Origin of the sequence: Prosthecobacter sp. (genome assembly GCF_046154365.1) — a bacterium.
In the GTDB taxonomy this organism is placed as follows: Bacteria; Verrucomicrobiota; Verrucomicrobiia; order Verrucomicrobiales; family Verrucomicrobiaceae; genus Prosthecobacter.
The window spans coordinates 26,617-51,197 of sequence record NZ_JBJXFV010000224.1; the positions used below are offsets into that span (position 1 = coordinate 26,617).

At 60.2% G+C, this 24,581-nt stretch carries 23 protein-coding genes and 2 tRNA genes; 12 read left to right on the top strand and 13 right to left on the bottom strand.

The annotated features are described in order from the left end of the window. Positions 1 to 10 precede the first annotated feature (10 nt). On the top strand, positions 11 to 805 hold the full coding sequence (locus tag ACKVY0_RS28565) for a DUF4058 family protein (protein WP_409218291.1): 795 nt from the start codon (positions 11 to 13) through the stop codon (positions 803 to 805). Positions 806 to 811: 6 nt separating this feature from the next. Then, on the top strand, positions 812 to 1,219 hold the full coding sequence (locus tag ACKVY0_RS28570; RefSeq protein ID WP_409218292.1) for an RrF2 family transcriptional regulator: 408 nt from the start codon (positions 812 to 814) through the stop codon (positions 1,217 to 1,219). On the opposite strand, the gene ACKVY0_RS28575 is transcribed toward ACKVY0_RS28570, so the two are convergent. Beyond that, positions 1,220 to 2,524 carry a YeiH family protein gene (locus ACKVY0_RS28575; protein WP_409218293.1) on the bottom strand — a complete coding sequence of 435 codons (1,305 nt, stop codon included), beginning with the start codon at positions 2,522 to 2,524 and terminating at the stop codon, positions 1,220 to 1,222. Between the two features lie 65 nt (positions 2,525 to 2,589). Beyond that, on the bottom strand, positions 2,590 to 3,072 hold the full coding sequence (locus tag ACKVY0_RS28580; RefSeq protein ID WP_409218294.1) for a YMGG-like glycine zipper-containing protein: 483 nt from the start codon (positions 3,070 to 3,072) through the stop codon (positions 2,590 to 2,592). 133 nt (positions 3,073 to 3,205) lie between these two features. On the opposite strand from ACKVY0_RS28580, the gene ACKVY0_RS28585 reads away from it, so the two are divergent. The 4 genes from ACKVY0_RS28585 (at position 3,206) to ACKVY0_RS28600 (ending at position 7,522) form a co-directional block, all read left to right on the top strand. After that, complete coding sequence (locus tag ACKVY0_RS28585; RefSeq protein WP_409218295.1) at positions 3,206 to 5,287, top strand: FAD-dependent oxidoreductase; 2,082 nt, start codon at positions 3,206 to 3,208, stop codon at positions 5,285 to 5,287. A 62-nt stretch (positions 5,288 to 5,349) separates the two neighbouring features. After that, positions 5,350 to 6,360 (top strand): AAA family ATPase, encoded by a 1,011-nt coding sequence (locus ACKVY0_RS28590; protein ID WP_409218296.1) that lies wholly within the window; start codon positions 5,350 to 5,352, stop codon positions 6,358 to 6,360. Next, positions 6,357 to 6,887 carry a hypothetical protein gene (locus ACKVY0_RS28595; protein WP_409218297.1) on the top strand — a complete coding sequence of 177 codons (531 nt, stop codon included), beginning with the start codon at positions 6,357 to 6,359 and terminating at the stop codon, positions 6,885 to 6,887. The genes ACKVY0_RS28590 and ACKVY0_RS28595 overlap by 4 nt, the downstream gene beginning before the upstream one ends. A gap of 14 nt (positions 6,888 to 6,901) precedes the next feature. Further along, positions 6,902 to 7,522, top strand: a complete 621-nt coding sequence (locus ACKVY0_RS28600) for a restriction endonuclease (protein WP_409218298.1) — start codon at positions 6,902 to 6,904, stop codon at positions 7,520 to 7,522. Positions 7,523 to 7,619: 97 nt separating this feature from the next. On the opposite strand, the gene ACKVY0_RS28605 is transcribed toward ACKVY0_RS28600, so the two are convergent. The 3 genes from ACKVY0_RS28605 to ACKVY0_RS28615 form a co-directional block, all read right to left on the bottom strand. After that, a complete protein-coding gene (locus ACKVY0_RS28605; protein ID WP_409218299.1) occupies positions 7,620 to 8,222 on the bottom strand; it encodes a flavin reductase family protein in 603 nt (200 codons plus the stop codon). A gap of 138 nt (positions 8,223 to 8,360) precedes the next feature. Then, positions 8,361 to 9,671, bottom strand: a complete 1,311-nt coding sequence (locus tag ACKVY0_RS28610; protein WP_409218300.1) for a (Fe-S)-binding protein — start codon at positions 9,669 to 9,671, stop codon at positions 8,361 to 8,363. Positions 9,672 to 9,673: 2 nt separating this feature from the next. Beyond that, positions 9,674 to 11,068: an FAD-binding oxidoreductase gene (locus ACKVY0_RS28615; protein WP_409218301.1), complete on the bottom strand. Its 1,395-nt coding sequence runs from the start codon at positions 11,066 to 11,068 to the stop codon at positions 9,674 to 9,676. Between the two features lie 59 nt (positions 11,069 to 11,127). On the opposite strand from ACKVY0_RS28615, the gene ACKVY0_RS28620 reads away from it, so the two are divergent. Next, a complete protein-coding gene (locus ACKVY0_RS28620; protein WP_409218302.1) occupies positions 11,128 to 12,072 on the top strand; it encodes a type I phosphomannose isomerase catalytic subunit in 945 nt (314 codons plus the stop codon). 545 nt (positions 12,073 to 12,617) lie between these two features. Here the strand turns inward: ACKVY0_RS28620 and ACKVY0_RS28625 are convergent. The 3 genes from ACKVY0_RS28625 to ACKVY0_RS28635 form a co-directional block, all read right to left on the bottom strand. Then, complete coding sequence (locus ACKVY0_RS28625) at positions 12,618 to 12,857, bottom strand: hypothetical protein (protein WP_409218303.1); 240 nt, start codon at positions 12,855 to 12,857, stop codon at positions 12,618 to 12,620. Next, a complete protein-coding gene (hisD, locus tag ACKVY0_RS28630; RefSeq protein ID WP_409218304.1) occupies positions 12,854 to 14,140 on the bottom strand; it encodes a histidinol dehydrogenase in 1,287 nt (428 codons plus the stop codon). The genes ACKVY0_RS28625 and hisD overlap by 4 nt, the downstream gene beginning before the upstream one ends. Positions 14,141 to 14,276: 136 nt before the next feature. Beyond that, positions 14,277 to 15,239, bottom strand: a complete 963-nt coding sequence (locus tag ACKVY0_RS28635; RefSeq protein ID WP_409218305.1) for a hypothetical protein — start codon at positions 15,237 to 15,239, stop codon at positions 14,277 to 14,279. A 121-nt stretch (positions 15,240 to 15,360) separates the two neighbouring features. On the opposite strand from ACKVY0_RS28635, the gene uvrA reads away from it, so the two are divergent. Together uvrA and tgt are read left to right on the top strand one after the other, a co-directional pair. Next, the gene (gene uvrA, locus ACKVY0_RS28640) at positions 15,361 to 18,303 is read left to right on the top strand and encodes an excinuclease ABC subunit UvrA (RefSeq protein WP_409218306.1); all 2,943 of its coding nucleotides are present in this window, start codon (positions 15,361 to 15,363) and stop codon (positions 18,301 to 18,303) included. A 52-nt stretch (positions 18,304 to 18,355) separates the two neighbouring features. After that, the gene (gene tgt, locus ACKVY0_RS28645; RefSeq protein ID WP_409218307.1) at positions 18,356 to 20,008 is read left to right on the top strand and encodes a tRNA guanosine(34) transglycosylase Tgt; all 1,653 of its coding nucleotides are present in this window, start codon (positions 18,356 to 18,358) and stop codon (positions 20,006 to 20,008) included. Positions 20,009 to 20,017: 9 nt separating this feature from the next. Here the strand turns inward: tgt and ACKVY0_RS28650 are convergent, their stop codons facing one another. From ACKVY0_RS28650 to ACKVY0_RS28670, 5 genes are read right to left on the bottom strand one after another with little or no spacing between them, the layout of a single operon-like run. After that, the gene (locus ACKVY0_RS28650) at positions 20,018 to 20,275 is read right to left on the bottom strand and encodes a DUF1232 domain-containing protein (protein WP_409218308.1); all 258 of its coding nucleotides are present in this window, start codon (positions 20,273 to 20,275) and stop codon (positions 20,018 to 20,020) included. A 49-nt stretch (positions 20,276 to 20,324) separates the two neighbouring features. Then, the gene (locus ACKVY0_RS28655) at positions 20,325 to 20,753 is read right to left on the bottom strand and encodes a DUF3037 domain-containing protein (protein ID WP_409218309.1); all 429 of its coding nucleotides are present in this window, start codon (positions 20,751 to 20,753) and stop codon (positions 20,325 to 20,327) included. Beyond that, complete coding sequence (locus ACKVY0_RS28660) at positions 20,750 to 20,929, bottom strand: HipA family kinase (protein ID WP_409218310.1); 180 nt, start codon at positions 20,927 to 20,929, stop codon at positions 20,750 to 20,752. Before ACKVY0_RS28660 ends, ACKVY0_RS28655 begins: the two co-directional genes overlap by 4 nt. Then, positions 20,914 to 21,138 carry a HipA family kinase gene (locus ACKVY0_RS28665; RefSeq protein WP_409218311.1) on the bottom strand — a complete coding sequence of 75 codons (225 nt, stop codon included), beginning with the start codon at positions 21,136 to 21,138 and terminating at the stop codon, positions 20,914 to 20,916. The genes ACKVY0_RS28660 and ACKVY0_RS28665 overlap by 16 nt, the downstream gene beginning before the upstream one ends. A 31-nt stretch (positions 21,139 to 21,169) precedes the next feature. Then, positions 21,170 to 22,870 carry a glutamine--tRNA ligase/YqeY domain fusion protein gene (locus ACKVY0_RS28670; protein ID WP_409218312.1) on the bottom strand — a complete coding sequence of 567 codons (1,701 nt, stop codon included), beginning with the start codon at positions 22,868 to 22,870 and terminating at the stop codon, positions 21,170 to 21,172. Positions 22,871 to 22,997: 127 nt separating this feature from the next. On the opposite strand from ACKVY0_RS28670, the gene ACKVY0_RS28675 reads away from it, so the two are divergent. From ACKVY0_RS28675 to ACKVY0_RS28685, 3 genes are all read left to right on the top strand, one after another. Further along, on the top strand, positions 22,998 to 24,308 hold the full coding sequence (locus ACKVY0_RS28675; RefSeq protein WP_409218313.1) for a phosphoribosylaminoimidazolesuccinocarboxamide synthase: 1,311 nt from the start codon (positions 22,998 to 23,000) through the stop codon (positions 24,306 to 24,308). 89 nt (positions 24,309 to 24,397) lie between these two features. Next, positions 24,398 to 24,472 (top strand) — tRNA-Asn (locus ACKVY0_RS28680). A gap of 19 nt (positions 24,473 to 24,491) precedes the next feature. Continuing rightward, a tRNA-Met gene (locus tag ACKVY0_RS28685) sits at positions 24,492 to 24,566 on the top strand. The last annotated feature ends 15 nt before the right edge of the window (positions 24,567 to 24,581 follow it).

A 24,581-nucleotide genomic window follows, 5' to 3' on the forward strand; every position in this document is an offset into this window, starting at 1 on the left:
TCGGCACGTCATGAAACTCGAAAACCCCTTCCCCGGCATGAATCCCTGGCTTGAACTGGGCTGGGAAAACGCGCACTCAACGCTACTGACCTACATCAAGGATGCGATCAATGAGGCTTTGCCGCCAGATCTGCGGGTGCGTACGGAGGAAGGTGTGACCATTGGTAACGCTGACACAGACCGCCCCTCAAGGCGCAGGCCCGATGTCTCGGTCATCGAATCCTGGAAGCAGGGTGTCCCACCGCAATGGCAGCCGCAGGAAACCGGCGGTGCCTTGCTGGCCGAGCCGGACTTGATCGTCGCGGAGGAGGAGATTCCGCCGCGCTGGCTGGAAATCACCGACCGCACTGGTCGTCTCGTCACCGCCATCGAGCTGCTCAGTCCCTCGAACAAAGGGCACGAACGCCAGGAGTACAAGCTGCGCCAGCATCGCTATCTCGAAAGCCACGTCAATTTGGTCGAGATCGACCTCCTGCTGTCTGGCAGCCACACGGTCGCCGTGTCTCCCGACATGCTGCGGCCTGCCAACGGCAGCGCGCGCTACCTCGTCTGCGTGGTCCGTGACTCCGCGCCCAAACAACGCGAAATCTACCATCTCCCCCTGCGCGAACGTTTAAAACCCATCCGCATCCCTCTGCGCCCGACTGACCAGGATGTGATCCTCGACCTCCAGCCGCTCATCGACCGCTGCTACCAGACCGGACGCTACTGGCAGACAGCTTACACCCGTCCGCTGCCGCAGCCGCTGAATGCTGAGGACACTGCCTGGGCCGCCGAACTGCTCCAGCAGGCAGATCTCCTCTAAGCGCCCATGAAGCTCTCGAAAAAAGCCGAATACGCCCTCCGCGCCCTCGTGGCGATGGGACGTGAGCGCGAAGGCACGAACTTCTCCATCCAGGATCTCGCCCGCAACGAACGCATCCCGCTGAAGTTCCTCGAACAAATCCTGCTGGCCCTCAAAAACGGCGGCCTGCTGCGCAGCAAGCGCGGCGTGGGCGGCGGCTACCAGCTCGTCACGCATCCGGCTCGCATCACGCTGGGCGAGGTCGTGACGCTGTTCGACGGCCCCTTTGATCCGATCCCCGGCGCGGATCATGACGCGCTGGGGCAAATCTTCGTCGGCTTGCGTGATCAGGTCGCGCAATGGTTCTCCGAGCACACCGTGGCGCAAATTATCGCGAAGGAGCGCTCGCGCGAGTCGGTCTCGTTTGAGATCTGATCACTTGCCGAACAGCCACAGCGCCAGCACCAACGTCCACGCGATGTTGAAGACCTGACCACCGAGGAAGGCAATCGCTGGACGACCGCCACCGAGCTTGAAAAGTTCTCCGAGCCGCGTCTCCAGGCCGATGCAGACGAACGCAGCGGCAAACCACACTTCACGCAGACCTTTGAGCGGCTTGCTGGCCGCCTCGGCCACGGCGGTCGGCACGAAATACGAAAACACGATGGAGGCGATCACGAAGCCGATCACGAACTTCGGGAAACGCTCCCAAATCACGCCAATGGACGGCTTTTGGCCCTTCGTCGCACCATCCTTGCCACCGCGCATCGTCCACCACACGGACAAAATGAACGCCGCCACGCCAATCAGCACGTTTTGCGAGAGTTTGACGATTACACCGACCTTCGTGGCCTCTTTGCCGACTTGTTCGGTCGCTGCGGCCACAGAACCACTGGTATCGAGCGTCCCGCCGATCCACGCGCCGCCCACGGCTTCGGACAAACCAAGCTTCTGCACCGCCACCGGCATCAGAATCATCATCGGCACCGCGCACAGCAGCACCACCGAAGTCACATACGACAGCTTCTTCCGGTCCCCTTGAATCGCTCCGCATGCGGCGATGGCCGCTGAGACACCGCAAATCGAAACCGCCGTCGAAAGCATCACGCCGAACTCGTCATCCACCTTCAGTTTCCTGGCGATGAAGAAACACGCATACCACACCACCGGAATGACCAGTGCCGCTTGGATCAGTCCCGGCATGCCCGCCTTCATCATCTCCGGCAGCAGAATCGTGGCACCGAGCAGCACGATGCCGACTTTGATGAAAAACTCCGTGCGCACCGCCTCGCGCAGCCATGCGGGCACCGGCAGCGTGTGGCTCCACAGCATGCCCAAACCGAGCGCGAACACGACGTATTCGAGACCCCACGCCTTGATGCTCGCATGATTGGCGATCCACTGCGACAACCACGCCAACACAAACACCACCACCGCACCGCCGAGAAATGAAACGACCCGCTTTCCGAGCGAGGCCCCCAGCGCGAGCACTGAAATGCCAAGAAACACCGCCAGCAACACGCCGCTGAGCGCGAGATTGTCCGCTGAAAACGCCTTTGCCGCATCTGCGGCACCGGTCCAGCCCAGTGATGGCATCTTCGGGCTACACCCCTTCGCCACCGCGATCAAGATCGGCAGCGCGGCCAAAACCGCGAGCCAGTCTTCATTTTGCCACCAACGAGCGGTGGAGGGGCCAGGGGATGGATAGGCGGAGTCGGAAGCAGCGGCGTTGGCGGACATGATGGGTATAAAAAAATCGCGGCGGGAAAACCGCCGCGATTCAAACGCCTGCTGTGCCGCTGTTTTTACTGCCAGGTGCCGAACGAGTAAGGATTGCAGCTCGACTGCTGGCCGTAGCCGTAGTTCGGGCTGTAGCCGTTCTGCTGGCCGTAGCCGTAGCCTTGCTGGTAGCTCGGCTGGCCATAATAGCCCTGGTTGTAACCTTGATTGTAGCCCGAATTGCAATTCGACTGGCCGTAACTCCGCTGCTGGCGGCTGTTTTGCATCATGCCACCCGCAAAAGCACCCAGCAAACCACCGATGGCCGCGCCTTCGAGGCCACGACGGCTTTGATTGCCGATGATGCCACCCGCCGCAGCACCGAGCAAAGCGCCCGTCACCGCACCTTGGGCTGGTGGACGACCGTATCCACCACCACCGTATCCACCTCCATACCCGCCACCGTAGCTTGGGCCATAGCCGTAACCATACGGATCAGCGCAGGAGGTCAGGGTGAAAGTCAGCAGCAAAGTGCCAATGGTCAGCGTGCGAACGAGGGATGTCTTCATGGGGTGGTGGTGTGAATTTTGTCCCGCACTCTGACGCCGTCTCTGGCAGCCTATTCGATTCATTTTTTCTTCGCCCGTCACAAACCATCACCGCAGTTGCAATACCGCCCAGCTTGCGCTGGGGTGCGCCACCATGAAGCTCCTCCCTGCCCTCCTGCTTGCCACGCTCGCAGCCGCCACACCGCTCACTGCGGCCGATTCGTATGACATCGTCGTCTATGGCGGCAGTTCCGGCGGCATCACCGCCGCCATCCAGGCTGCACGCATGGGCAAAACCGCCGTGCTCATCGAACCCACCAAATTCCTCGGCGGCCTGACCACCGGCGGCCTCGGTGCCACGGACATCGGCAACAAGAAAGCCATCGGCGGCATGTCGCGGGAGTTTTATGCCAACGTCTTCAAGTACTACAGCGATCCCGCGCAGTGGCAGCAGCAGACGCGCGAGGAATACTTCGCCAAAAAACTTCATGGCAACACCGGCAGCGAGGACACCATGTGGACCTTCGAGCCGCATGCCGCGACCGAGATCTACGACGCCATGCTGGCAGCCGTGAAGGACAAGGTGACCGTCGTGTTCAGCGAACGCCTCGATTTGAAGCAGGGCGTCGTTAAAAACGGCACCCGCATCACCAAGATCATCATGGAGAGCGGACGCACGTTTGAGGGTAAGATGTTCATCGACGCCACCTACGAGGGCGATTTGATGGCGAAGGCCGGCGTGAGCTACGCCGTCGGCCGCGAGGCGAACGCGATGTATGGCGAGACCATCAACGGCGTGCAGAAGGTTAAGACGATTCATCACCAGTTCATCAAGAACGTCGATCCCTATGTGAAACCCGGCGATCCGAAGAGCGGCGTACTCCCAGGCATTGATCCAGGCGACATCGGCGAAGACGAAACCGGCGACCGCAAACTCCAGGCCTACAACTTCCGCATGTGTACCACCGACGTGCCGGAAAATCGCCGCGACTGGGAAAAGCCCGCGAACTACGAAGAAAAGTGGTTCGAACTCGCCCTGCGCAATGTCGAGGCCGGTGACGCGCGCATCTCCTGGGCGCCGACGTGGATGCCAAATCGAAAAACCGACACCAACAACAACTTCGCCATCAGCAGCGACTTCATCGGCCAAAATTTCGACTACCCCGACGCCGACTACGCCACCCGCGCGAAGATTTGGCAGGCGCACGAAGACTGGCAGAAGGGGCTGATGTGGACCTACGCGCACCATCCGCGTGTGCCGGAGAAAATCCGTGCTGCCTTCCAAAAACTCGGCCTCGCCAAGGACGAGTTCACCGACAACGGCAACTGGCCGCGCCAGCTCTACATCCGCGAAGCACGCCGGCTCATCGGTGGCTACGTCATGAGCGAGAAGAACTGCAAGCGCCGCGAAATCATCGAAGACAGCGTCGGCATGGGTGCCTACAACATGGACTCACACAACGTGCAGCGTTACATCACCAAGGAAGGCTTCGTCCGCAATGAAGGCGACATCCAGATCGGCACACGGCCCTATCCCATCAGCTACCGCAGCATCACGCCGAAAGCCGACGAGTGCAGCAACCTCCTCGTCCCCGTCTGTCTCAGCGCCACCCACATCGCCTACGGCAGCATCCGCATGGAGCCCGTCTTCATGGTCATGGGGCAGAGCGCCGCCACCGCCGCCGTCATTGCCATCGACTCCGGCAAAGCCTTGCAGGAAATCGACCTCGCCAAGCTCAAAGAGCGCCTCCTCGCCGACGGCCAGATGCTCGATTTCGAATCACCACCGGCACCAGAACACGCCTCGATCACCAAAGAGAAACTCGGCGGCATCGTCGTCGATGACAGCGAGGCCAAACTCACCGGTTTCACGTCCGAAGGCCACACCACACCCGGCTTCGTCGGCGAAGGCTACCGCCACGACAGCGACAGCCTCAAAGGCGAGCAAAAAGCCCGTTTCACACCCGATCTCCCCGCCGCCGGCCAGTATCGCGTCGCCATCACCTACACCGCCCTCGCCAACCGTGCCGACAACGTCCCCGTCATCATCCACCACGCCGATGGTGAGAAGACCGTCATCGTGAACCAGAAGAAGAAAGCCGCCGAAAAAGAAGTCCTCCAGTCCCTCGGCACCTTCCGCTTCGAGAAAGGCAAAACCGGCTGGCTCGAAATCCGCAACGAAGGCACCACCGGCCACGTCATCATCGACGCGGCGCAGTGGCTCCCGGCGAAGTGAGTGCGCACTACAGGGCGAGTGTTTGATTTACCACCATCTGCCTTTAGATAGTCCCCAAGACCATGATCACACAGACAACACTCAACAATTTCGGCCCGCTGACGAACCTGAATTGGAACGGGCTGGGGAGCATCAACCTGGTCATCGGAGGGAATGGCGCAGGCAAGACGTTCCTGCTCAAAGCGCTCTATTCCGCCATGAGAACGATGGAGGAGCATCAGCGAGGAGATGTTCCTTTTACAGCCGCCGAAATCCTGGGGCCAAAGCTACACTGGACTTTTCAAGAAGATGATGTGGCAAAGTTGGTGTCCCGAGGAGCTGAGGCAGCACTGCGCTTTGAAATGACCTTTAACGGGCATGATTTCAACTTCACGCTGGAGCGCCTAGCCGAACCTAGACTCACGGTTGTGAACAACGCGCCGCCGAGGCCGAGCAACTCGATATTCCTGCCAGCCAAGGAAATTCTCTCGCTGCATAGCATCATCCTGAAATCGCGTGACAATGATCAGGTATTTGGCTTTGACGACACCTACTACGACCTCGCCCGCGCACTACTCCAACAAGGCACCTCGGGCAATCAGATCAAAGAATTCATGCAATCGAGGTCGAACCTGAAGGAGTTAATCGCGGGCAAGGTCCATTATGAACCGGGCAAGACTCGATGGAACTTCAATCAAGGTGAGGACTGGTTCACGATGGGGGTGACAGCCGAAGGTGTGAAGAAGATCGCCATACTAGAGACCCTGTTGAGCAACCGCTATCTGGACACAGAGTCCATCGTGTTCATCGACGAACTGGAATCAGCCCTCCATCCGACTGCAATCTCAAAGTTGCTCGATATTGTCTCTCTGCTGGCAGAACGGGGCCTTCAGTTCTTCATCGCAAGCCACTCTTACTTTGTGGTGAAAAAGCTGTTCCTCATCGCCCAGGAGAAAGGCATGTCTATTCCCGTAATCTCCGCCAATGCCGAAGGCTGGTCAGCGGCAGACCTCAAGGATGGAATGCCGGACAACCCAATCATTTCTGAGTCGGTTCGTCTTTATGAAGAACAAGTGAACCTAGCACTACGATGAGTGAAATCACGATCCCTGAGTCAGGCATGAGTTTCGGTCCCTTCGGCGAGGCCGAATGTTTCCGCATCGAAACAAGCGAGACCTATAAGGCCATCCAAGAGGGGGTCATGATGGCTGAGTTCCTGTTGATCCGGGATAGCCAAGGCAAGCGACAAGTCTGGATCGTTGAAGCCAAAAAAAGCTCACCGCAGAAGGTGGCCGATCCACAGAGGTTCGATGAATTCATCGGCGAACTACGGGACAAACTGCTTAACGGGCTGAGTTTGGGACTCGCGTCCATGCTGGGCAGGCATCTCGCTGCTGAGAACGAATTACCTCAAGCTTTCCGTGATCTTGATCTCAAGCTTGCCGAGTTTCGTTTGATCGTAGTGATTAATGGGCATCGGGACGAGTGGCTGCCACCCCTTGATGATGCGCTCAAGATAGCCCTGCACTCCACCATCAAGACTTGGGCGTTGGGTGCCAACTCAGTTGCAGTTCTGAATGATAAAATGGCTCGGAAGCATGGCTTGATTGCTGACATGTAATCTGAAGCGTGCTGATGCAGTTCCCCAAGTATCAGGCATGGCGGAAGGCGGTCTCGGAGGCAGTGCCCTATCCGCCCCCCACTCCCACGCCAACCCCCGACAACGAGGAAGAGCAATTGTCGCCCGAGGAAGCCATCGCCAATGGTTATGCCACACTGCGGGCCAACCTCGCCGCCGAGCTGCTGGAGCGCATCATGGCGAAGCCATCCGGCTTCTTTGAGAAACTCGTCGTCGATCTCCTACTGGCAATGGGCTACGGCGGCTCCCGCGCCGAAGCTGGCACCGTCACCAAAGCCTCCGGCGACGGCGGTATCGACGGTGTGATCAATGAAGATCGTCTGGGCCTGGATGCCGTCTATGTGCAGGCGAAGCGCTGGGAAGGCAATGTGGGTGTAGGTTCTCTCCGCGAGTTCGTTGGCTCCCTCTCCGCCCACAAGGCGCACAAAGGCATCTTCATCACCACGAGTGACTTTGCTCCCGGTGCCCGTGAATTCGTCCATCAAGTCAGCCACAAGATCGTCCTCATCAACGGCCAGCGACTTGCCGAACTCATGATCGACTACGGCGTCGGCGTCTCCACGCGTGAAACCTACGTACTCAAGCGGGCGGATGAGGACTACTTTGCGGAGGGGTGAACCTCGGCTGCATCCCCCTCATTTGAAATGACGGCTTGAACGAATCGCCACCGGTCATGTCATCATGAACGCCGCACAGTGGCTGGCGTGAGCGACATCACCTCGGCCTTCTCAGCTCAAACATGTCGCGCGTGCGGCAATACCAGTGCGGACTCTGCATGCGGCCGATGGGATGGTAGGTGCCGGGCTTCACGAGCCACGTCTCGGGATCGAAGATGTCGTCGCGCACATGAACGCGGAGGACTTCACCGATGATGAGACGGTTGTCGCCGATCTCGATGATGCTGTGGCTGCGGCATTCGAGGCTGGCGGGAGATTCGGCGATGCGCGGTGGTTTGACGACGCTGCTGGCCACTGCGGTGAGCCCAGCATGCTGAAGTTCATTCTCACCGGGCGGCAATGAGGCCGAACAGAGGTTCATTTTCTCCGCAATCGCCTCATCCACGAGGTTCACGACGAATTCATGGGTCAGACGGATGTTCCGCGCCGTGTCCTTCGGCACACCGGGAGAGCGGTCGCCGGGACAGAGGCCGACGATGGGTGGTGAGTCGCCCAGCACATTGAAAAAGCTGAACGGTGCCGCGTTCACGCGGCCCTCGAGATCGACGGTGGTCGTCAAAGCGATGGGACGCGGTGTGACGAGTCCGGCGAGGATCATGTAGGCGTCTTCGCGATAGGGGCCGGTGAGATCGAGTTCCATGGTGATGAATAAAGCTGAGGGTCATTCGGGTTTGCCGCAGAGGGGCAAAGAGGCAGAGTCAGCAGAGATTTTTGATTCAAAACTCTGCGCCCTTTGCTCCTCTGCCACTCTGCGGCGAAAAAGTGAAGGCCATGATGCTCACGAAGATGTTTCCGCCCGATAGGCGCGTGCCAGCAGTGTGACCGGCTGCGTGACTTCGTGGCAGGGATGATCACCACAGGAGCGGAGACCGTTGGCGAGCTGCAGATGGCAGCCGGGATTGCTGGTGGCGACGATGGGAGCTTGCGTGAGCTTCAAGTTGGCGATTTTGCGGTCGAGCAGCTTCTGGCTCTGCTCGGGCTGGGTGATGTTGTAGATGCCGGCGCTGCCGCAGCACCAGTTCGACTCAGGCAGTTCCTTCAACACAAGCCCAGGGATGCTGGCGAGCACCTGACGCGGCTGGGAGACGACTTTTTGGCCGTGGCAGAGGTGGCAGCTCTCGTGATACGTGACTTCGCTCACGCCCGCACCGGCGGTCGGCTTGCGGAAGCGGATTTGCACGAGCCATTCGTGGATGTCCTTCACCTTCGTGTCCCAAACCTTGGCTTTGGCGGCGTAGAGCGGATCATCGTGCAGCAGATGACCGTAGGTCTTCAAATGCGAGCCGCAGCCGCCGGCATTCGTGATGATGGCATCAAGCGCATCGAGATCAAAGCTGTCGATCTGTCTCCGAGCCAGCTCACGGGCGAGTTCGAGTTCGCCATTGTGCGCATGCAGCGAGCCGCAGCAGCTCTGTGAGCGGGGCGTGATCACCTCACAGCCGTTCGCGAGCAGCACATCGGCCGTGTCACGATTGACGTTTGAGAAGGCAAGGTCCTGAATGCAGCCGGTGAGCAACCCCACGCGGCTCCCCTGCGCCGTCTTCGGTGATTCCTCAGGCCAAATGACTTCATCAGAGAAATGCGCCGAGATCTGCGGCGTCTGCGGCTCCAGCGCGGCCAGCGAACGCGGCATGAGGCCGAAGAAATGCAGCTTGCGCATCAGCTTGTCGAGTCCGGTGCTTTGATACACCCGCAGCACACGTCCGATCAGCCGCAGCAGCCACGGATGCATGAAGATGACGTTCAGCGTGATCCAGCGCCAGAAACCGCGCTGCATGCCATCATTCACATTCGCCTGCTCCACCTCGGCACGAGCGGTTTCAAACAACTCCGCGTAGTTCACACCCGCCGGACAGGCGGTCTGGCACGCAAGACAGCCAAGGCAGTAATACATTTCATCCGAAAGCGCCTTCGAGACTTCGAGATCGCCATCCGCCACGGCACGCAGGAGTGCGATGCGGCCACGCGGACTGTTCTTCTCCATTTTCGTCTCCACATACGTCGGACACGTCGGCAGACACATGCCGCAGTGCATGCACTGCTGGAGCACGGAGTAATCGAGAGATTGGAGGAGCGAGGCTTGGGGCATGATCAGTTCCTCAAATCGAAAATCTTCCCTGGATTCAGCAGCCCTTGCGGGTCGAGGGCTTGTTTAATGCTGCGCATGAGTTCGTAGCTGCCTTCGCCGAGCTGACGTTTGAGGAAGGCTTTTTTGGCGAGGCCGACACCGTGCTCGCCGGTGACGGTGCCGCCGAGGCGGATCGTCTCTTCAACGATCTCCTCAAGCGCGACCTCGACGCGGTGCATCTCTTCGTGATCGCGCTCGTTGGTGAGGAAGGTCGGATGCAGGTTGCCATCGCCCAGATGACCGAAGGTGCCGATCTGGAGGCGGTGCTTCTTCGCAACGCTGTCGATGAAAGCGACCATCGTAGCGAGTTCGCTGCGTGGCACGGTCACGTCTTCAAGAATCGTGGTTGGACGCACTCGAGCGAGCGCAGAGAAGGCATTGCGGCGCGCGGCAGCGAGTTTGGCACCTTCGGCTTCATCGACGGCGGCACGGACATCGCGGGCACCGTTGGCTCTGGCGAGCGCCATCATCTGCGCGGCTTCCTCTTCGACGACAACGGGATGACCGTCGGTCTCCATGAGCACGAGGGCTTCCACATCGGTCGGCAGGCCGATCTTGGCGTAGTCTTCGACGCATTGCACCGTGACGCGATCGAGGAACTCCAGCGTGCAGGGGATGATCTTGGCGGCGATGATGGCAGAGATCGTTTTAGCGGCGGCATCCATCGAATCGTAGAGCGCGAGCATCGTTTTGCGCGCCTTCGGACGCGGCAGCACTTTCAGGATGACTTCGGTGATGATGCCGAGCGTGCCTTCGCTGCCGATGAACAAGTCCTTCATCGAGTAACCGGCCACGTCTTTGACGCATTTGTTGCCGAGGAAGGTCAGCGTGCCGTCCGGCAGCACGACTTCGAGGCCCATGACATAATCACGCGTGACGCCATACTTGAGGCCGCGCAGGCCGCCGGAGTTTTCGGCCACGTTGCCGCCGATGGTGGAGATTTTCATCGAGCCGGGATCGGGCGGATAAAACAGACCGACCTTTGCTGCGGCATCGTCGATCTCTTTGGTGATGACACCGCTTTGCGCACGCAGGGTGAGGTTTTTCTCATCGACTTCGATGAGCTTGTCCATCTTCACGAGGCAGATCACGAGACAACCGGCCAGCGGCACGCTGCCGCCACTCAAACCAGTGCCAGAACCACGCGTAACGACGGGAATGCTGCGTTTGCGGGCCAGCCTGACGCAATGGGACACTTCTTCGGCGGTGAGCGGAAACACCACGGCACCGGGGCGCTGCTTCAAGACCGCCGTGCCATCGAAGCCATAGGGAATCACATCCTCGGCAGACGTGAGCACACGCTCTGGGCTGAGGATGGCTTGAAGCGATTGAATGAAGCTGGCGTCGGCGATGTTCACGGGTGCAATTTGGCAAGTTCGTGATGGAGCGTCAATGAAGGCTGTGTTTGATTGTTCGCATGAACTTCAACCAGCTCATTCGTTTCACCCCCATCTACCAAAGTCGTGTCTGGGGTGGCCGTCGCATGGAAACCCTGCTGGGAGCCACCCTGCCGGATGCGACGACGCCGTTTGGCGAGGCCTGGACCGTGTCAGATCGTGCCGAGGCCCCCAGCGTGACGGCAGAAGGTGTGTCATTGCATGAGTTGTGGAGAAATCATCGCGAGGCCGTGTTTGGCAAAGCGTTGATGCATTCCACGAGCGCCACGTTCCCGCTGCTGATGAAGATTCTCGATGCCTGCGATGATCTGTCGATCCAGGTGCATCCGCCCGCGAGCATGGCAGCGGCGTTGCAGGGCGAGCCGAAGACGGAGATGTGGTTCATCGCGCATGCCGATCCTGGCGCGAAGATTTATGCAGGATTGAAGCCGGGCGTGACGCGGACAGCTTTCGAGCAGGCGCTACAACACGGCACGGTGGCGGATGTTGTGCATGTGATCGAAGCGCACACCGGCGACTGCTTGTTCATCCCAAGCGGCCGGGTGCATGCCATCGGTGCCGGACTGCTGATCTATGAGATTCAGCAGAACAGCGACACGACGTATCGCGTGTTCGACTGGAATCGCGTGGGCTTGGATGGCAAACCGCGTGCGCTGCACGTGCAGGAGTCGCTGCAAAGCATCGATTTCGCGGATTTCGAGCCGCAGGTGCAACTGATCGAAGCTGATGGCACGCTGGTGAAGTGTGATTACTTCGATGTGCGGCTGTGTGATAAAGTCGGGGCCGTGGGTGAGGCCGGTGAATGTGTCACGCTGGCCGTGGTGAGTGGTGAGATCAGCGTGGGCGGCATGACTTTGAAGGCGGGCGACTTCGCGCTGCTGCCTGCGAGCATGGATGCGGCATCGCGAATGGTAAAGCCTGCGAAGGTGGCGAGTCAGTGGCTGGAGATTCGGGTGCCAGCGTGAGAGTGGATGCTGAAGTTGAAGGCCAAGGGCCTTCCGTATTGCAGGCTCTTCAGACTTTCCTGTGGGATCAAACTCACGACTGGCTTGACGAGCTCATGGGCGCAAGCCCTGTGTTTACAAGGGTTTGCGTCTCGCAAAACCCATAGGGACCGCCTTTCAGATGCAGAGCGTAGTGCAGGGGAGAACCGGAATAAGTGCCGCAGGCCGAGCGCAGCGAGTTATGCCGGATTCTCCCTTGCACGGAGCGGCGCATCTGATCCCCAGGTGTCCTCGGATGCCACATAGAATCCCACGGGAAAGTCTGGATAACCGTATTGCAGCCCAGGGTTGGAACAACCCTGGGATACTGACGGATCAGACCTTTCTCCCAAGGACGAACTCCAACGGAGTTCCGTCCATCGCCGATGCTCAGAGCGCTCCAAAGGACGGAACCCCGTTGGGGTTCGCCCTTGAGAAAAAAATGACGTTCAACGGTTAGCCCAGGGTTCTGCGAACCCTGGGCTTCAATACGCAAGCCCGTTGGGCTTGAGGGAAGGTCTCGAACATCACTTCTTCACTTCCACCGCAGGCTTCTCGTCTTTTTTCGACTCCGGATCTTTAGGCGTATTCGGCACGGCGATGAATTTCGCCTTCTCCGGGTCCATCTGCGGCAGTTTGCCTTGAGGCACGGGCGACTGCGTTTTCTTTTCGGGCGCTGGTTTGGCCGCCACGGGCTTGGGTTCTTCTTTTTTGCCGCAGGAGGAAAGCAGCAGACCAGCGAGGGCGATGGAGACGAGGTGTTTCATGAGCAGCGGATGGCAACAGAACGGCCGTGCGCGTCGAGTCCTTCGACCTGGCTGAAAGCGCGGACGATAGGCTCGGATTTGGCGCAGCTTTCGCGATCCAGGCGAATGATGCTGGTGCGGCGCTGGAACATGTCAGCCGTGATGCCGGGGAAGGATTTGCCGGAGCCGCCAGTAGGCAGCGTGTGGCTGGGACCGGCAAGGAAATCGCCGACGGCGACGGGCGAGTGGTTGCCGAGGAAGATCGCGCCAGCAGTGCGGATGATCGGCAGGATGGCGTCTTCTCGCGTGGTGATGAGCGTGAGATGCTCAGGCGCGAAATCGTTCACGAGACGTGCGCCTTGCTCCAAACTCGGCACGAGCATGCAGAACACGCCTTGTTCGAGCACGGGAGTGAGCTGGGCCTGGCGGCTGAGGGTTTTGGCCTGCGTTTCGACTTCAGCAACGACGGCGTCGAGCAACGAGGCGTCATCGGTGATGAATCCGGCCATGCTATCCTTGCCGTGTTCGGCCTGCGCGAGGATGTCGGCGGCGATGAAGGCAGGATTGCCGGACTGGTCGGCGAGAATAAGTACCTCGCTGGGTCCGGGCAGCAGGTCGATGGAAACGACGCCAAAAGCCTGGCGCTTGGCTTCGACGACGTAGCTGTTGCCGGGGCCGAAGATTTTGGTGACAGGACGAATTGTCTCCGTGCCGAAGGCGAGTGCTGCGATGGCCTGTGAACCGCCGATTTTATAGACTTCGGTGGCTCCGGCGAGTTTGAGCGCCGCGAGCAAGCCGGGATTGACGGTACCATCGCGACCGCAAGGTGTGCAGACGACGATCTCAGGCACACCGGCGGCGGCGGCGAACGTCACGGTCATGATGGAGGTCGAAACGAGCGGCGCGGTGCCGCCCGGCACGTAGCAGCCGACACGTTCAAACGGATGAAACACTTCGCCGACATCGGCTCCCTGCTCGTTTTTGTAGCTCCAGGCCTGGCGCATGCTGCGTTGAGCGAAGGCCATCACATTGCGATGCGAGGCTTCGAGCGCGGAACGCAGCGTGTCATCTGCGGCACTCCACGCGGCATCGAGTTCGGCCTGTGGGATGCGCATCTGAGCGGCAGTGAGCTTGGCCCCGTCAAATTTCTCGGTGAGTTCGAGTACGGCGGCATCGCCACGTTCACGCACGGCCTTGATGACACCTGCGACGACTTCACGCACGGCATCGCTGGCCTCGGCACGGCGGTTGAGTGCGGCGGCGGCGCTGGTGTAGCCGGGATCGGTGTGACGGATGACTTTCATTCGGAAGGTTTACGTGCCAAGCAGGGCGGAGGCGTCAAGGAAGGAAGATGCGTGCTACATCGACAAAAAAAATGCGGGCATTGCTGCCCGCATCGTCCTGGCGGGATCAGGATGATCCCGCTCCTTAACACAGGGTTTACGGCACCACTTCGCCGGAGCCGGTGTACACCCACTTCTCGACCCTGCCGTTCTTGATGCGGGCCTGGGCCTCAGTCTCGAACTTGCCGAACATGGTCTGCGTTTCGTATTTCACGTTCACGGTCCAGTAATCGGCGCCGTCGATTTTTTCCTGCGCCGGATCGCCCCAGGACTTGATGTTGTCGGGTTTGACCTCGGTGACTTCGCCGGCCTTCATGCTGGCGACGAGCAGCGGGTAGGTGCCGTCCTCGGCCTTGGCGGGCTTGTCGTTGCTGCTGCCGCCGCCGCCACCGGCAGCTGAAGCCGGAGCATTTTGAGCGCGTTCGGCAGCGGCAAGCCGGTATGCATGCGCTTTACGGGCGTTCTCAGTCTGCACAATCTTCACCTGCTCATAGGCGGCGGCGAAAACTTCTTTAATATCAGTGTCTTCCATGGCGACCTGACCACGCATGGGCGAACCGGCGGAGGCTCCAACGATAAGGTTCGCCCCTTCCTGGCCCATGACGAAGATTTTGGCCCCGGCCTTGAAGTTGGTGGCAGCAGTGGCCTTGCCCATCTGCATCTTGAGTTCGAGATCTTTCTTCATCGTCACCTGCTTGGGTGTGGTGAAGAAGCCTTTCGGAATCACCGCCCAGTTTTGAGTGAGTTCATCGACGGGTGGGAAAACAGGTGCCACGAAAGCGTCCGGGTCAACTGGTGGCGGCTCGGGGATCTTCGGCATCTCGGGCTTCGGCTCGGGTGCCATCTCGGGCTTCGGCTCGGGCTTCGGCGCTTCCATCACGACCTTCGGGGCCTCTTTGACGACCGGCTTCGGCACCGGAGCGACAGCGATTTCCTTCTTCGGCGCCACCTTCGGCACATGCTTGGTGAACTTCATGACATCGGCGAAGGTCGGATACACATACTCGTAGGAGACGTAGCCGACGGCGAGGGCAAGGATGATGACGATGAGCGGTTTCATGGTGGGGGAGTGTAGGGGCGAGACGGTGGATTTCAACTGTCCACATGCAGCATTCTTCAAACGCAGCCGCCAGCCTTTTCTTGGGCTTGATCTCCCCTGCCCCACGCGGCTTGTGTGCCACATGCCAGATAACGTGATCCGCGTGCGTGGCGCACGGCAGCACAACCTCCAGAACATCGACGTGGACATCCCACGGCATAAGCTCGTGGTGCTCACCGGCGTGAGCGGCAGTGGGAAGTCGTCCCTGGCCTTCGACACGCTCTTCGCGGAAGGCCAGCGGCGCTATGTGCAGAGCCTGTCGGCCTACGCACGACAGTTTCTCGATCAGATGCAGAAGCCGGACGTGGATTTCATCGAGGGGTTGTCCCCGGCGGTCGCCATCGAGCAGGTTCACTCGAATCCGAACCCACGCAGCACCATCGCCACGGTGACAGAGATCTACGACTACCTCCGCGTGCTCTACGCCGTGGCCGGACAGCCGCACGACCCCCAAACGGGCGAAAAACTCCTGCGCAGCACGCCGCCGGAGATTGCGGACAAGGTTTTGGCGCTCGGTGAAGGCACACGCGTCATGGTACTCTCCCCGCAACCTCCGGCGACTGGCGAGAACACGCGCACGCTGTTTGAAAAACTCAAACGCCAGGGCTTCGTGCGCGTGCGCTTGAATGGCGAGATCGTGGAACTGGAAGACACGCTCAAACTGGCCGCCAACGAGCAGCAGCAGGTGCAGATCGTCATCGACCGCCTCGTGGTGCGTGCGGATTCACGCCAGCGGCTCATGGAGGCCATCGAGAGCTCGCTGCACTGGAACGAGCGCGAGGTGCAGTTCCTCGTGAACCTCGACGGCAGCGATGAAATCCTCAGCTACACCACCGAGTTCGCGAATCCACGCACCGGTTACGTCATCGAGCGCCTCACACCGCAGCATTTCTCCTTCAACACACACCTCGGAGCCTGCCCCACCTGCGAAGGCACCGGCATGACGCCGACACCAGACGCGACACTGCTGGTGCCCGACGAGTCCAAATCGCTCGCCGATGGCGCGATCAAGGCCTGGTGGGCGCGGCATCCGAAAGTGCGCGTCATTTTCAATCAAAGCGTGGAAGCACTGGCGAAGCACTTCGGTGCCGCGATGAACGTTCCCTTCCAAACTCTGCCGCAAGCGTTCAAAGACGCCCTGTTTCACGGCACGGGTGATGTATTGATCAGCACCGGTTGGAAAAAGACCGACAATACCCGCAGTGTGGCGAAGCCGTTTGAAGGTCTGCTGCCCGAAATCGCCCGCCTCTATCAAAGCGCTGAAAGCGACGCCCTCCGCTCCGCCCTCACGCGGCTCATGAATCCCCATGCGTGTGCGACGTGCGGAGGCAAACGGCTCAACCCGCAGTCGCTCGCCGTTCGGCTGAGTTCCAAGTTTCAGGTTTCAGGTTTCAAGTTGGATGACGCTCGTGATCCCAACCTGAAACTTGAAACTTTAAACTTTAAACCCGGTTTCGATCTCAACATCCACGAACTCACCGCACTACAAATCCGCGACGCCCTCGCTTGGGTGCGTGACCTGGAAGTCACCGAGCAGCAGAAAGCGTATGTGGGCGAGTTGCAGCGTGAGATCGTGAAGCGCATCGAGTTCCTGGAGCAGGTCGGGCTGGGCTACCTCGCCTTGAATCGCGAAAGCGGCACGCTGTCCGGCGGTGAGATGCAGCGCATTCGGCTGGCCTCGCAAATCGGAGCGGGACTCGCGGGTGTGCTTTACGTGTTGGACGAGCCGAGCATCGGCCTGCATCCCTCCGACAACGAGCGGTTGATCCAAACGCTGCTGCGCCTGCGCGATCTCGGCAACACTGTGCTCGTCGTCGAACACGATGAGGCCACGATGCGTGCCGCCGATCACATCATCGAACTCGGTCCCGCCGCCGGCCCGCACGGCGGCAAACTCGTCGCTCAAGGCACGCCTGCTGAAATCGCCGCGAATCCGAACTCGATCACCGGCGCTTATTTGAGCGGCAAAACCCGCATCCAGGCCACCGCATTGCCGCAAACCCTCTTGACCGAGAACCAAGGACCAAGAACCCAGAACTCATTAACGATTCACGGTGCCAGCGAGCACAACCTGCGAAACGTCACCGCCGCTTTCCCGCTCGGCAGCTTCACCTGCGTCACCGGGCCGTCGGGCAGCGGCAAATCGACCTTGGTGGACGACATCCTCATGCGGGCGCTGCGCCGCCATTTTTACGACGCGAAGGACATTCCCGGCAAGCACGAGCGCATCACCGGCCTCGAACATCTCGACAAAGTTGTCGTCATTGACCAATCACCCATCGGCCGCAGTCCGCGCTCGAATCCGGCGACTTACACCGGCGCGTTCGGGCCGATCCGCGAGCTGTTCGCGCAACTTCCCCTCGCCCGCATGCGCGGTTACGATGCCGGACGCTTCAGCTTCAACACGCCCGGAGGTCGCTGTGAAAAATGCGAGGGTGACGGCTCCATCAAGATCGACATGCATTTCCTCGCCGATGTCTATGTCACCTGCGAATCCTGCAAAGGCCGCCGCTACGGTGCGGAGACGCTCGAAGTCACCTTCAAAGGCAAAAACATCGCCGATGTGCTCGAAATGACCGTCAGCGAAGCCGCACGCTTCTTTGACCGCAACAACGCCATCGCCCCGAAATTGAGCACACTGGAGGACACCGGCCTCGGCTACATCAAACTCGGCCAAAGCGGGGCCTCGCTCTCCGGCGGCGAAGCCCAGCGCATCAAACTCAGCGCCGAACTCGCCAAACGCAGCACCGGCCGCACGCTCTACGTCCTCGACGAACCCACCACCGGTCTGCACAGCGCCGACATCCAGACCTTGCTCGGCGTCCTGCTGCGCCTGCGCGATGCCGGGAACACCCTCATCGTCATCGAACACCACCTCGATGTCATCCGCTGCGCCGACTGGATCATCGACCTCGGCCCCGGCGGCGGCACCGAAGGCGGCCACATTCTCGCCACCGGCACGCCAAGGGAGATTGCCTCGAATAAGAGCAGCGTGACGGGACGATTTCTGCGGGTGAAGGATTGAAGATGTATTGCTTCTCGACGCCGCGTGAATTGGCGATAGGGAGAGGCGCTCCATGTCTCCTTCCCGTCTCCAGTTCCAGCTCGAAGCACAAGCCACCGGCTCCAAAGCCCGTGCGGCGACGTTTTGCACGCTGCATGGCGTGGTGCAGACGCCGCTGTTCATGCCGGTGGGCACGCAGGCGACGGTGAAGGCGCAGACGCCGGAGTCGTTGCATGCCTCCGGTTCGCAAATCCTGCTGGCGAACACGTATCATCTGCTGCTGCGGCCGGGACCGGAGGTGTTTCGGAAGCTGGGCGGCATTCATCGCTTCATGGACTGGCCGGGATCGGTGCTCACGGATTCGGGCGGCTATCAGATCTTCTCGCTGCCGCATTCGCGGTCGATGACGGAGGAAGGCGCGGTGTTTCAAAGCTATGTCGATGGCCAGCGCATCCTGCTGAGTCCTGAACTGAGCATTCAAACACAACGGGCCATCGGCAGTGACATCATGATGGTGCTGGATCAATGCATCCCGTCCACAGCCGATGAAAAAGCCGCACGCTCCGCGCTGCAAGTCACGCAACGCTGGGCCGTGCGCAGTCTCGCCGCGCGTGAGGACTCGCCGCAGTCGATGTTTGGCATCGTGCAGGGAGCGCTGTATCCGCATCTGCGGCGCGAGAGCGCGGAGGGGCTGATGCAGATCGATTTCGACGGCTTCGGCATCGGCGGACTGGCCGTGGGCGAGGAAAAGAACGAGCGCGAGGATGTGTGCGAGCTGACGGCCGCGCTGCTGCCGCAGGATCGCCCCCGCTACCTCATGGGCGTGGGCACGCCGCTGGATGTGCTGGAGGCCGTGCATCGCGGCGTGGACATGTTTGACTGCATCATTCCCACGCAGGTGGCTAAGCGCGGCTCCTGCTTCACCTCACGTGGCATCGTCGAGCTGCGGCGCTCGGTTTATAAATTCAGCGAGGAGCGGCTCGATCCCGCCTGCACCTGCCCGGTGTGCGCCAAATACTCACGCGCGTATCTGCATCACCTCACCAAGACGCAGGAACCACTCGGCTGGCAGCTCATGGGCCAGCACAACATTCACTTCTACCACCAGCTCATGCGCGAAATCCGCCAGAGCATCCTGGAAGACCGCTTCCTGCCGCTCTACCGCGAGAAGCGCGAGATTTTGCAGGTCGAAGATGTCGATCATCCGGTGAAGGGACCGAAAGCAGGCACCGCCAAGCCGCTAGCCCTCGGCGACTACGAATTCCAGCTCGATCCCATCGCGATTCATCACCGCAACGGCCAGATCATCCCCACGCAGACCGATTCCAAGTGGCCTGAGCAACTTCAGCTCGCCCAACGCCTCCGCCTTCCCGCCGGGGGCACCGCAGAAGACGCCACGCCGCTCATCATCTGGGATCTCGACCTCGGTGCCGCCGCGCCCGCGCTCTCCCTCATCCTCGCGTATGAAGAAGAGACGCAAAAAGGCCCTGTGCGCCCGCTGCACCTCGTCAGCTTCACCGACGATCTCTCGCCCCTCCGCCTCGCCCTCAGCCACAAACGCCACCTCCCGTATTTGCGTCATGGCGCAGCGGATACGCTCGTGCTGCGCAACGTGTGGGAGTCCCGCTACTGCACCGGCTTGAAGTGGACGTTGATCCATGGATGCGGTGAGGAGATGCGCGCGCGGGCTCCAGGACCGGCGGAGGTGATGTTGGGAGAATCGTAGCCGCACAACTCACTTGCTGACATCAATGTCATGCGTCTTCGGCTCAGGCTTGGCCGCCTCGCCTTTGCGGCGGAGGAAGTGGCCGAGATCGATGCCGAAGTAGGCTAGGCAGTTGATGAGCAGGGCTGTGGCCGCCGCTTCATCCAGATTGCCAAAGATCGGGATGTTGTCGGGAATGAACTCCGCGACGCCAAAGCTGATGTTCAGCAGGTACAAGGCCGAGAGGATGCCGGAGGCGAGCACCAGAAGATCGCGAATGAATTTCATGAGGAAGTGTGGGGCGTTAAGTTTGCACAAATTTTGATGAGCTGCGCACTCAAGCAGCCATAGAAGCCGCAGAAACACGGCGGGGCTTCACATACTGCTCACACAACTGCTGGACAAAAGCTTCAGGATCATCCGCCATGGCGGAACGCATTTCACCGAAGCGGAAAACAGATTCGCGAGTCCTGACCAGTTCGTCGAAGATTCCGCGAGCCTGCCGCCGATCAGTGGTGCCGTGAATGAGGGCGCGGACACGCTCCAACTCCTCAATGATGGCTTTTCGGCCTGCCTGATAGGTGGCGCGATCGACAGCCGGGAAAAACCGCAGCACTCGCTGCATGTCATTCTCGTAGCTGGCGTGGCCGAACCAGCCCAGCTCCGGGCAATGCACCACGACTCCCACGTTCACAAACTCACCCGTCTCCGGGTAGGGCAGATACCGGAGGACCGCGTAGTTGCAGACATGTGGTGCAGGATTCATGGCAGGGACCAAAAGGCATCCGACTCCGTGAAGGGCAGACGCAATGCCGATGATACGCGTTCTTCGTCCAGTTGCACGGGCAGAGTATCATCCCCGTCCAGATACCGCCATTCGTCGGGCAGCTCGGCAAACCATTGCGGCAGCAGCTCCGTGGCCTGCATCATTTTGGTCGCCATTTTCTCTCTAACGGCGGGATCGCCAACGGCAGCCCATCCAGCAGGAATTGCGCGGCACGTCCCGCGATCCACTCGCAGCAAAGAGATCTCTGCCCCGCATAGCGTCCTTTGACATAATGGATCAACGCACCCGCACGGCAGATGAACGGACGTGTCATGCCCTGCTCACTGCGACCGAGAATCTCAGTGATGGCGAGTGTGGCGTTCATTGTGTTATTAACTCATGACACCGCAACAGGACTACTTCTTCACCCAGCCATCCTTCAGCGTCACGGTGCGGTTAAACACTGGAGCGCCGGCCTTGGAATCAATCGGATCGGCGTAGAAGTAGGCGACGCGTTCGAACTGCCAGTGGGTGCCGGGGGCGGCGTCCTTGAGGCTGGGTTCGAGTTTGGCATTCTCGATGACTTCAAGGGATGCGGCGTTGAGGAACTGGGTGAAGTCGCCGGCTTCGCCAGCATCAGCGTCTGGAGTTTCGACGGTGAAGAGGCGGTCATACAAGCGCACGGGGGCGTCGATGGCGTGGCGGGCGCTGACCCAGTGGATGATGCCTTTGGGCTTGGTGCGGCCTTCGGGCTTTTTGCCGTGGCGGGTGGTGTCGTCGTAGGTGCAGCGGAGTTCGACGATGTTTCCGGCGTCGTCTTTGATGACCTCCTGGCAGATGATGCAGAAGGCGAACTTGAGGCGCACTTCTCCGCCGGGCTTGAGGCGGTGGAAGCCATCGGAGGGGAACTCCATGAAGTCGTCGGACTCGATGTAAAGCTCGCGGCATAGTGGCACCTGGCGTGTGCCAGCGGCGGGGTCTTCGGGATGGTTGGCGGCTTCGAAGTGCTCGACTTGGTCCTCGGGGTAGTTGGTGAGGACGACTTTGATGGGACGCAGCACGCCGTAGGCGCGGCGGGAGATTTTGTTGAGGTCTTCACGGATGGCGTGCTCCAGCAGGGCGATCTCGGTGAGCGAGTTGAACTTGGTGAGGCCGATGGTTTTGCAGAAGCTGCGAATGGCGGCGGCGGTGATGCCACGGCGGCGCAGACCACTGATGGTGGGCATGCGCGGATCATCCCAGCCGTTGACGAGGTCTTCTTTGACGAGGCGGAGCAGCTTGCGCTTGCTCATCACGGTGTAGGTGAGGTTCAGGCGGGCGAACTCGCGCTGATAGGGCTGGCCGGGCAGGCCATCGACATTGTTGACGAGCCACTCGTAGAGCGGGCGATGAATCTCGAACTCGAGCGTGCAGAGGCTGTGCGTGATGGACTCCAACGCGTCGCTGAGCGGGTGCGCATAGTCATACATCGGGTAGATGCACCATGCGTCGCCGGTGCGGTGATGATGCGCGTGCAGGATGCGGTAGAGGGCCGGATCACGCAGGTGCATGTTCAGCGAGGCCATGTCGATCTTCGCGCGGAGGACTTTCTCGCCCTCCTTGAACTCGCCCTTCCGCATGCGGCGGAAGAGATCGAGATTTTCCTCGACGCTCCGATCAGCAAACTTGCTGCGCGTGCCGGGCGTGGTGAGCGTGCCGCGATTGAGGCGCATCTCCTCCTGCGTCTGGTCATCGACATAGGCGAGGCCCTTGGTGATGAGCTGTTCGGCGAAGGAGTAGAGCTGCTCGAAGTAATCGCTGGCGTAGAAAAGGTGCGTTCCCCAGTCGAAGCCGAGCCACTTCACGTCAGCCATGATGCTATCGACGTACTCGACTTCTTCCTTGGTGGGATTGGTGTCGTCAAAGCGCAGGTGGCAGCGGGCATTGGGCGCATGCTCCTGCGCGAGGCCGAAATTGAGGCAGATGCTCTTGGCGTGGCCGATGTGGAGGTAGCCATTCGGCTCAGGCGGGAAACGGGTGACGACCTGGCAGCCGTTGCGACCGGCTGCGAGGTCGGCAGCGATCATTTCACGGATGAAATCGAGGGAGGCGGGAGGTGTTGCGGCGGCTTCGGACATGGAGGGCGGAGTTTGGGCCGAAAGTTTAAAGTTCAAAGTTTAAAGTTCAAAGTCTTGACCTCCGAAGCCTTGGCGAAGGAGGTTCGCGGTTGCGCGCGGGCGGAATCCGTTGTTTTTCCCGCCACCCATGTCCCATCCTGCCTCCGCACCCACGCACCTCGATCTCTCGAAACTCGGCGAGCCCGTTTATCGCGGCTCTGTGCAGAATCTCTACGCGGTGCCGGATCATCCGGGCTTTGTGGTGTGCGAAACGACACCTGCAGGCTCGGTTTTCGATGTGGGATCGATCTTCAACATCGAGGGCAATGATTTGAACCGCGCCATCTTCCGCCACGCGATGTATTCGCGCCTCGGCAAGCCAGAAACGTGGCAGCGCGTGAAGGCGGCCATCGAAAAGACGCCGATGGACGAATCGTGGCGCAAAGAATTGCTCAGCGGGCCGATGGAGCAGATGCTGGAGCACGGCGCGCACACGCATCACGTCGGTATGGTGGATGCGCAGACGGGTGAGATCGTGCGCGATGGACTGCCAATGAATCCGAGCTGCTACAACGTCGTGCGCCGCTTCCCGGTGATGCATCCGCCGCAGCGGAACTTACTGGGCACGCATGTGTTTGATTACGCCCAGTTCCACCAGAGCGCGACGTATGTGGTGCCGCTGGAATACATCGTGCGCTTCGGCGTGACGAGCGGCTCGTCCATTTTGAAGAAGTATCAAAGCCTCAGCGATTCCGCGAAGCGCAGCTACGAGCAGGAACTCGGTCTCTCGAAGCCGATGGGGGTGTGGGAGATGCTGGAGCGGCCGATTTACGACCTGACGAGCAAGTACGAGCCGGAAGACCGTGCCGTGAGCAAGCAGGAGGCGCTCATGATGTCCGGCCTGAGCAGCGATGACTTCCTGCACACCGTCAAACTGGCCATTCTCGGCGGCTGGGCCGTGCGCGAGTTGCTGGAAAGCGCGGGGCTGCTGCTGTGGGATTTGAAGTGGGAATTCGCGGTTGATCGCGAGGAACTGCTCTTCGTCGATACCATCGATGCCGACTCGTTCCGTGGCACCACTTTCCTGGATGTCGAAGGCCGCAAGCTGGTGATTCACTACAACAAGCAGGCCATGCGTGACTACTACCGCCTCGTGCATCCCGGCTGGTATGCGGGCATCAACGAAGCGAAGACGCAGGCGCAGAAGATCGGCACACCTTTCAAGCAGGTGCTCAAAGCCGGGCAAGCCGAAGGCAAATGGCCGCAGACGCCGGTCGTCGATGCCAAGTTCCTCGATTTGCAGGCCCGCAAGACCGCGCTGATCCGCGAACACGTCGCTTCCGAACGTGATGCGGCGGCCATTCGTGCCGATTTGCAGGCCACCGGCGAGGCGGAGGTCGAGTTCTACCGTCAGCGCGGTTTGCTGGGCGAACTTCTGAAGGCAAATGCGGTGGCGTAAATGACTTCCGGCGCAGGCCGACAAAATGCTTGCGTGATGGAAGGGAGGGTTTACAGATTGCGCCCCTTTCTTCGGGAGGGGAATGTGATTCCTGAGTAGCTCAGCGGTAGAGCGGGTGGCTGTTAACCACTAGGTCGTAGGTTCGAACCCTACCTCAGGAGCCATTTCAAAAATGACATTACCGGCAGTGTAGCTCAGCGGTAGAGCAGAGGACTCATAAGCCTTTGGTCGGCGGTTCAAATCCGCCCTCTGCCACCATTTGGTGGCCCGCAC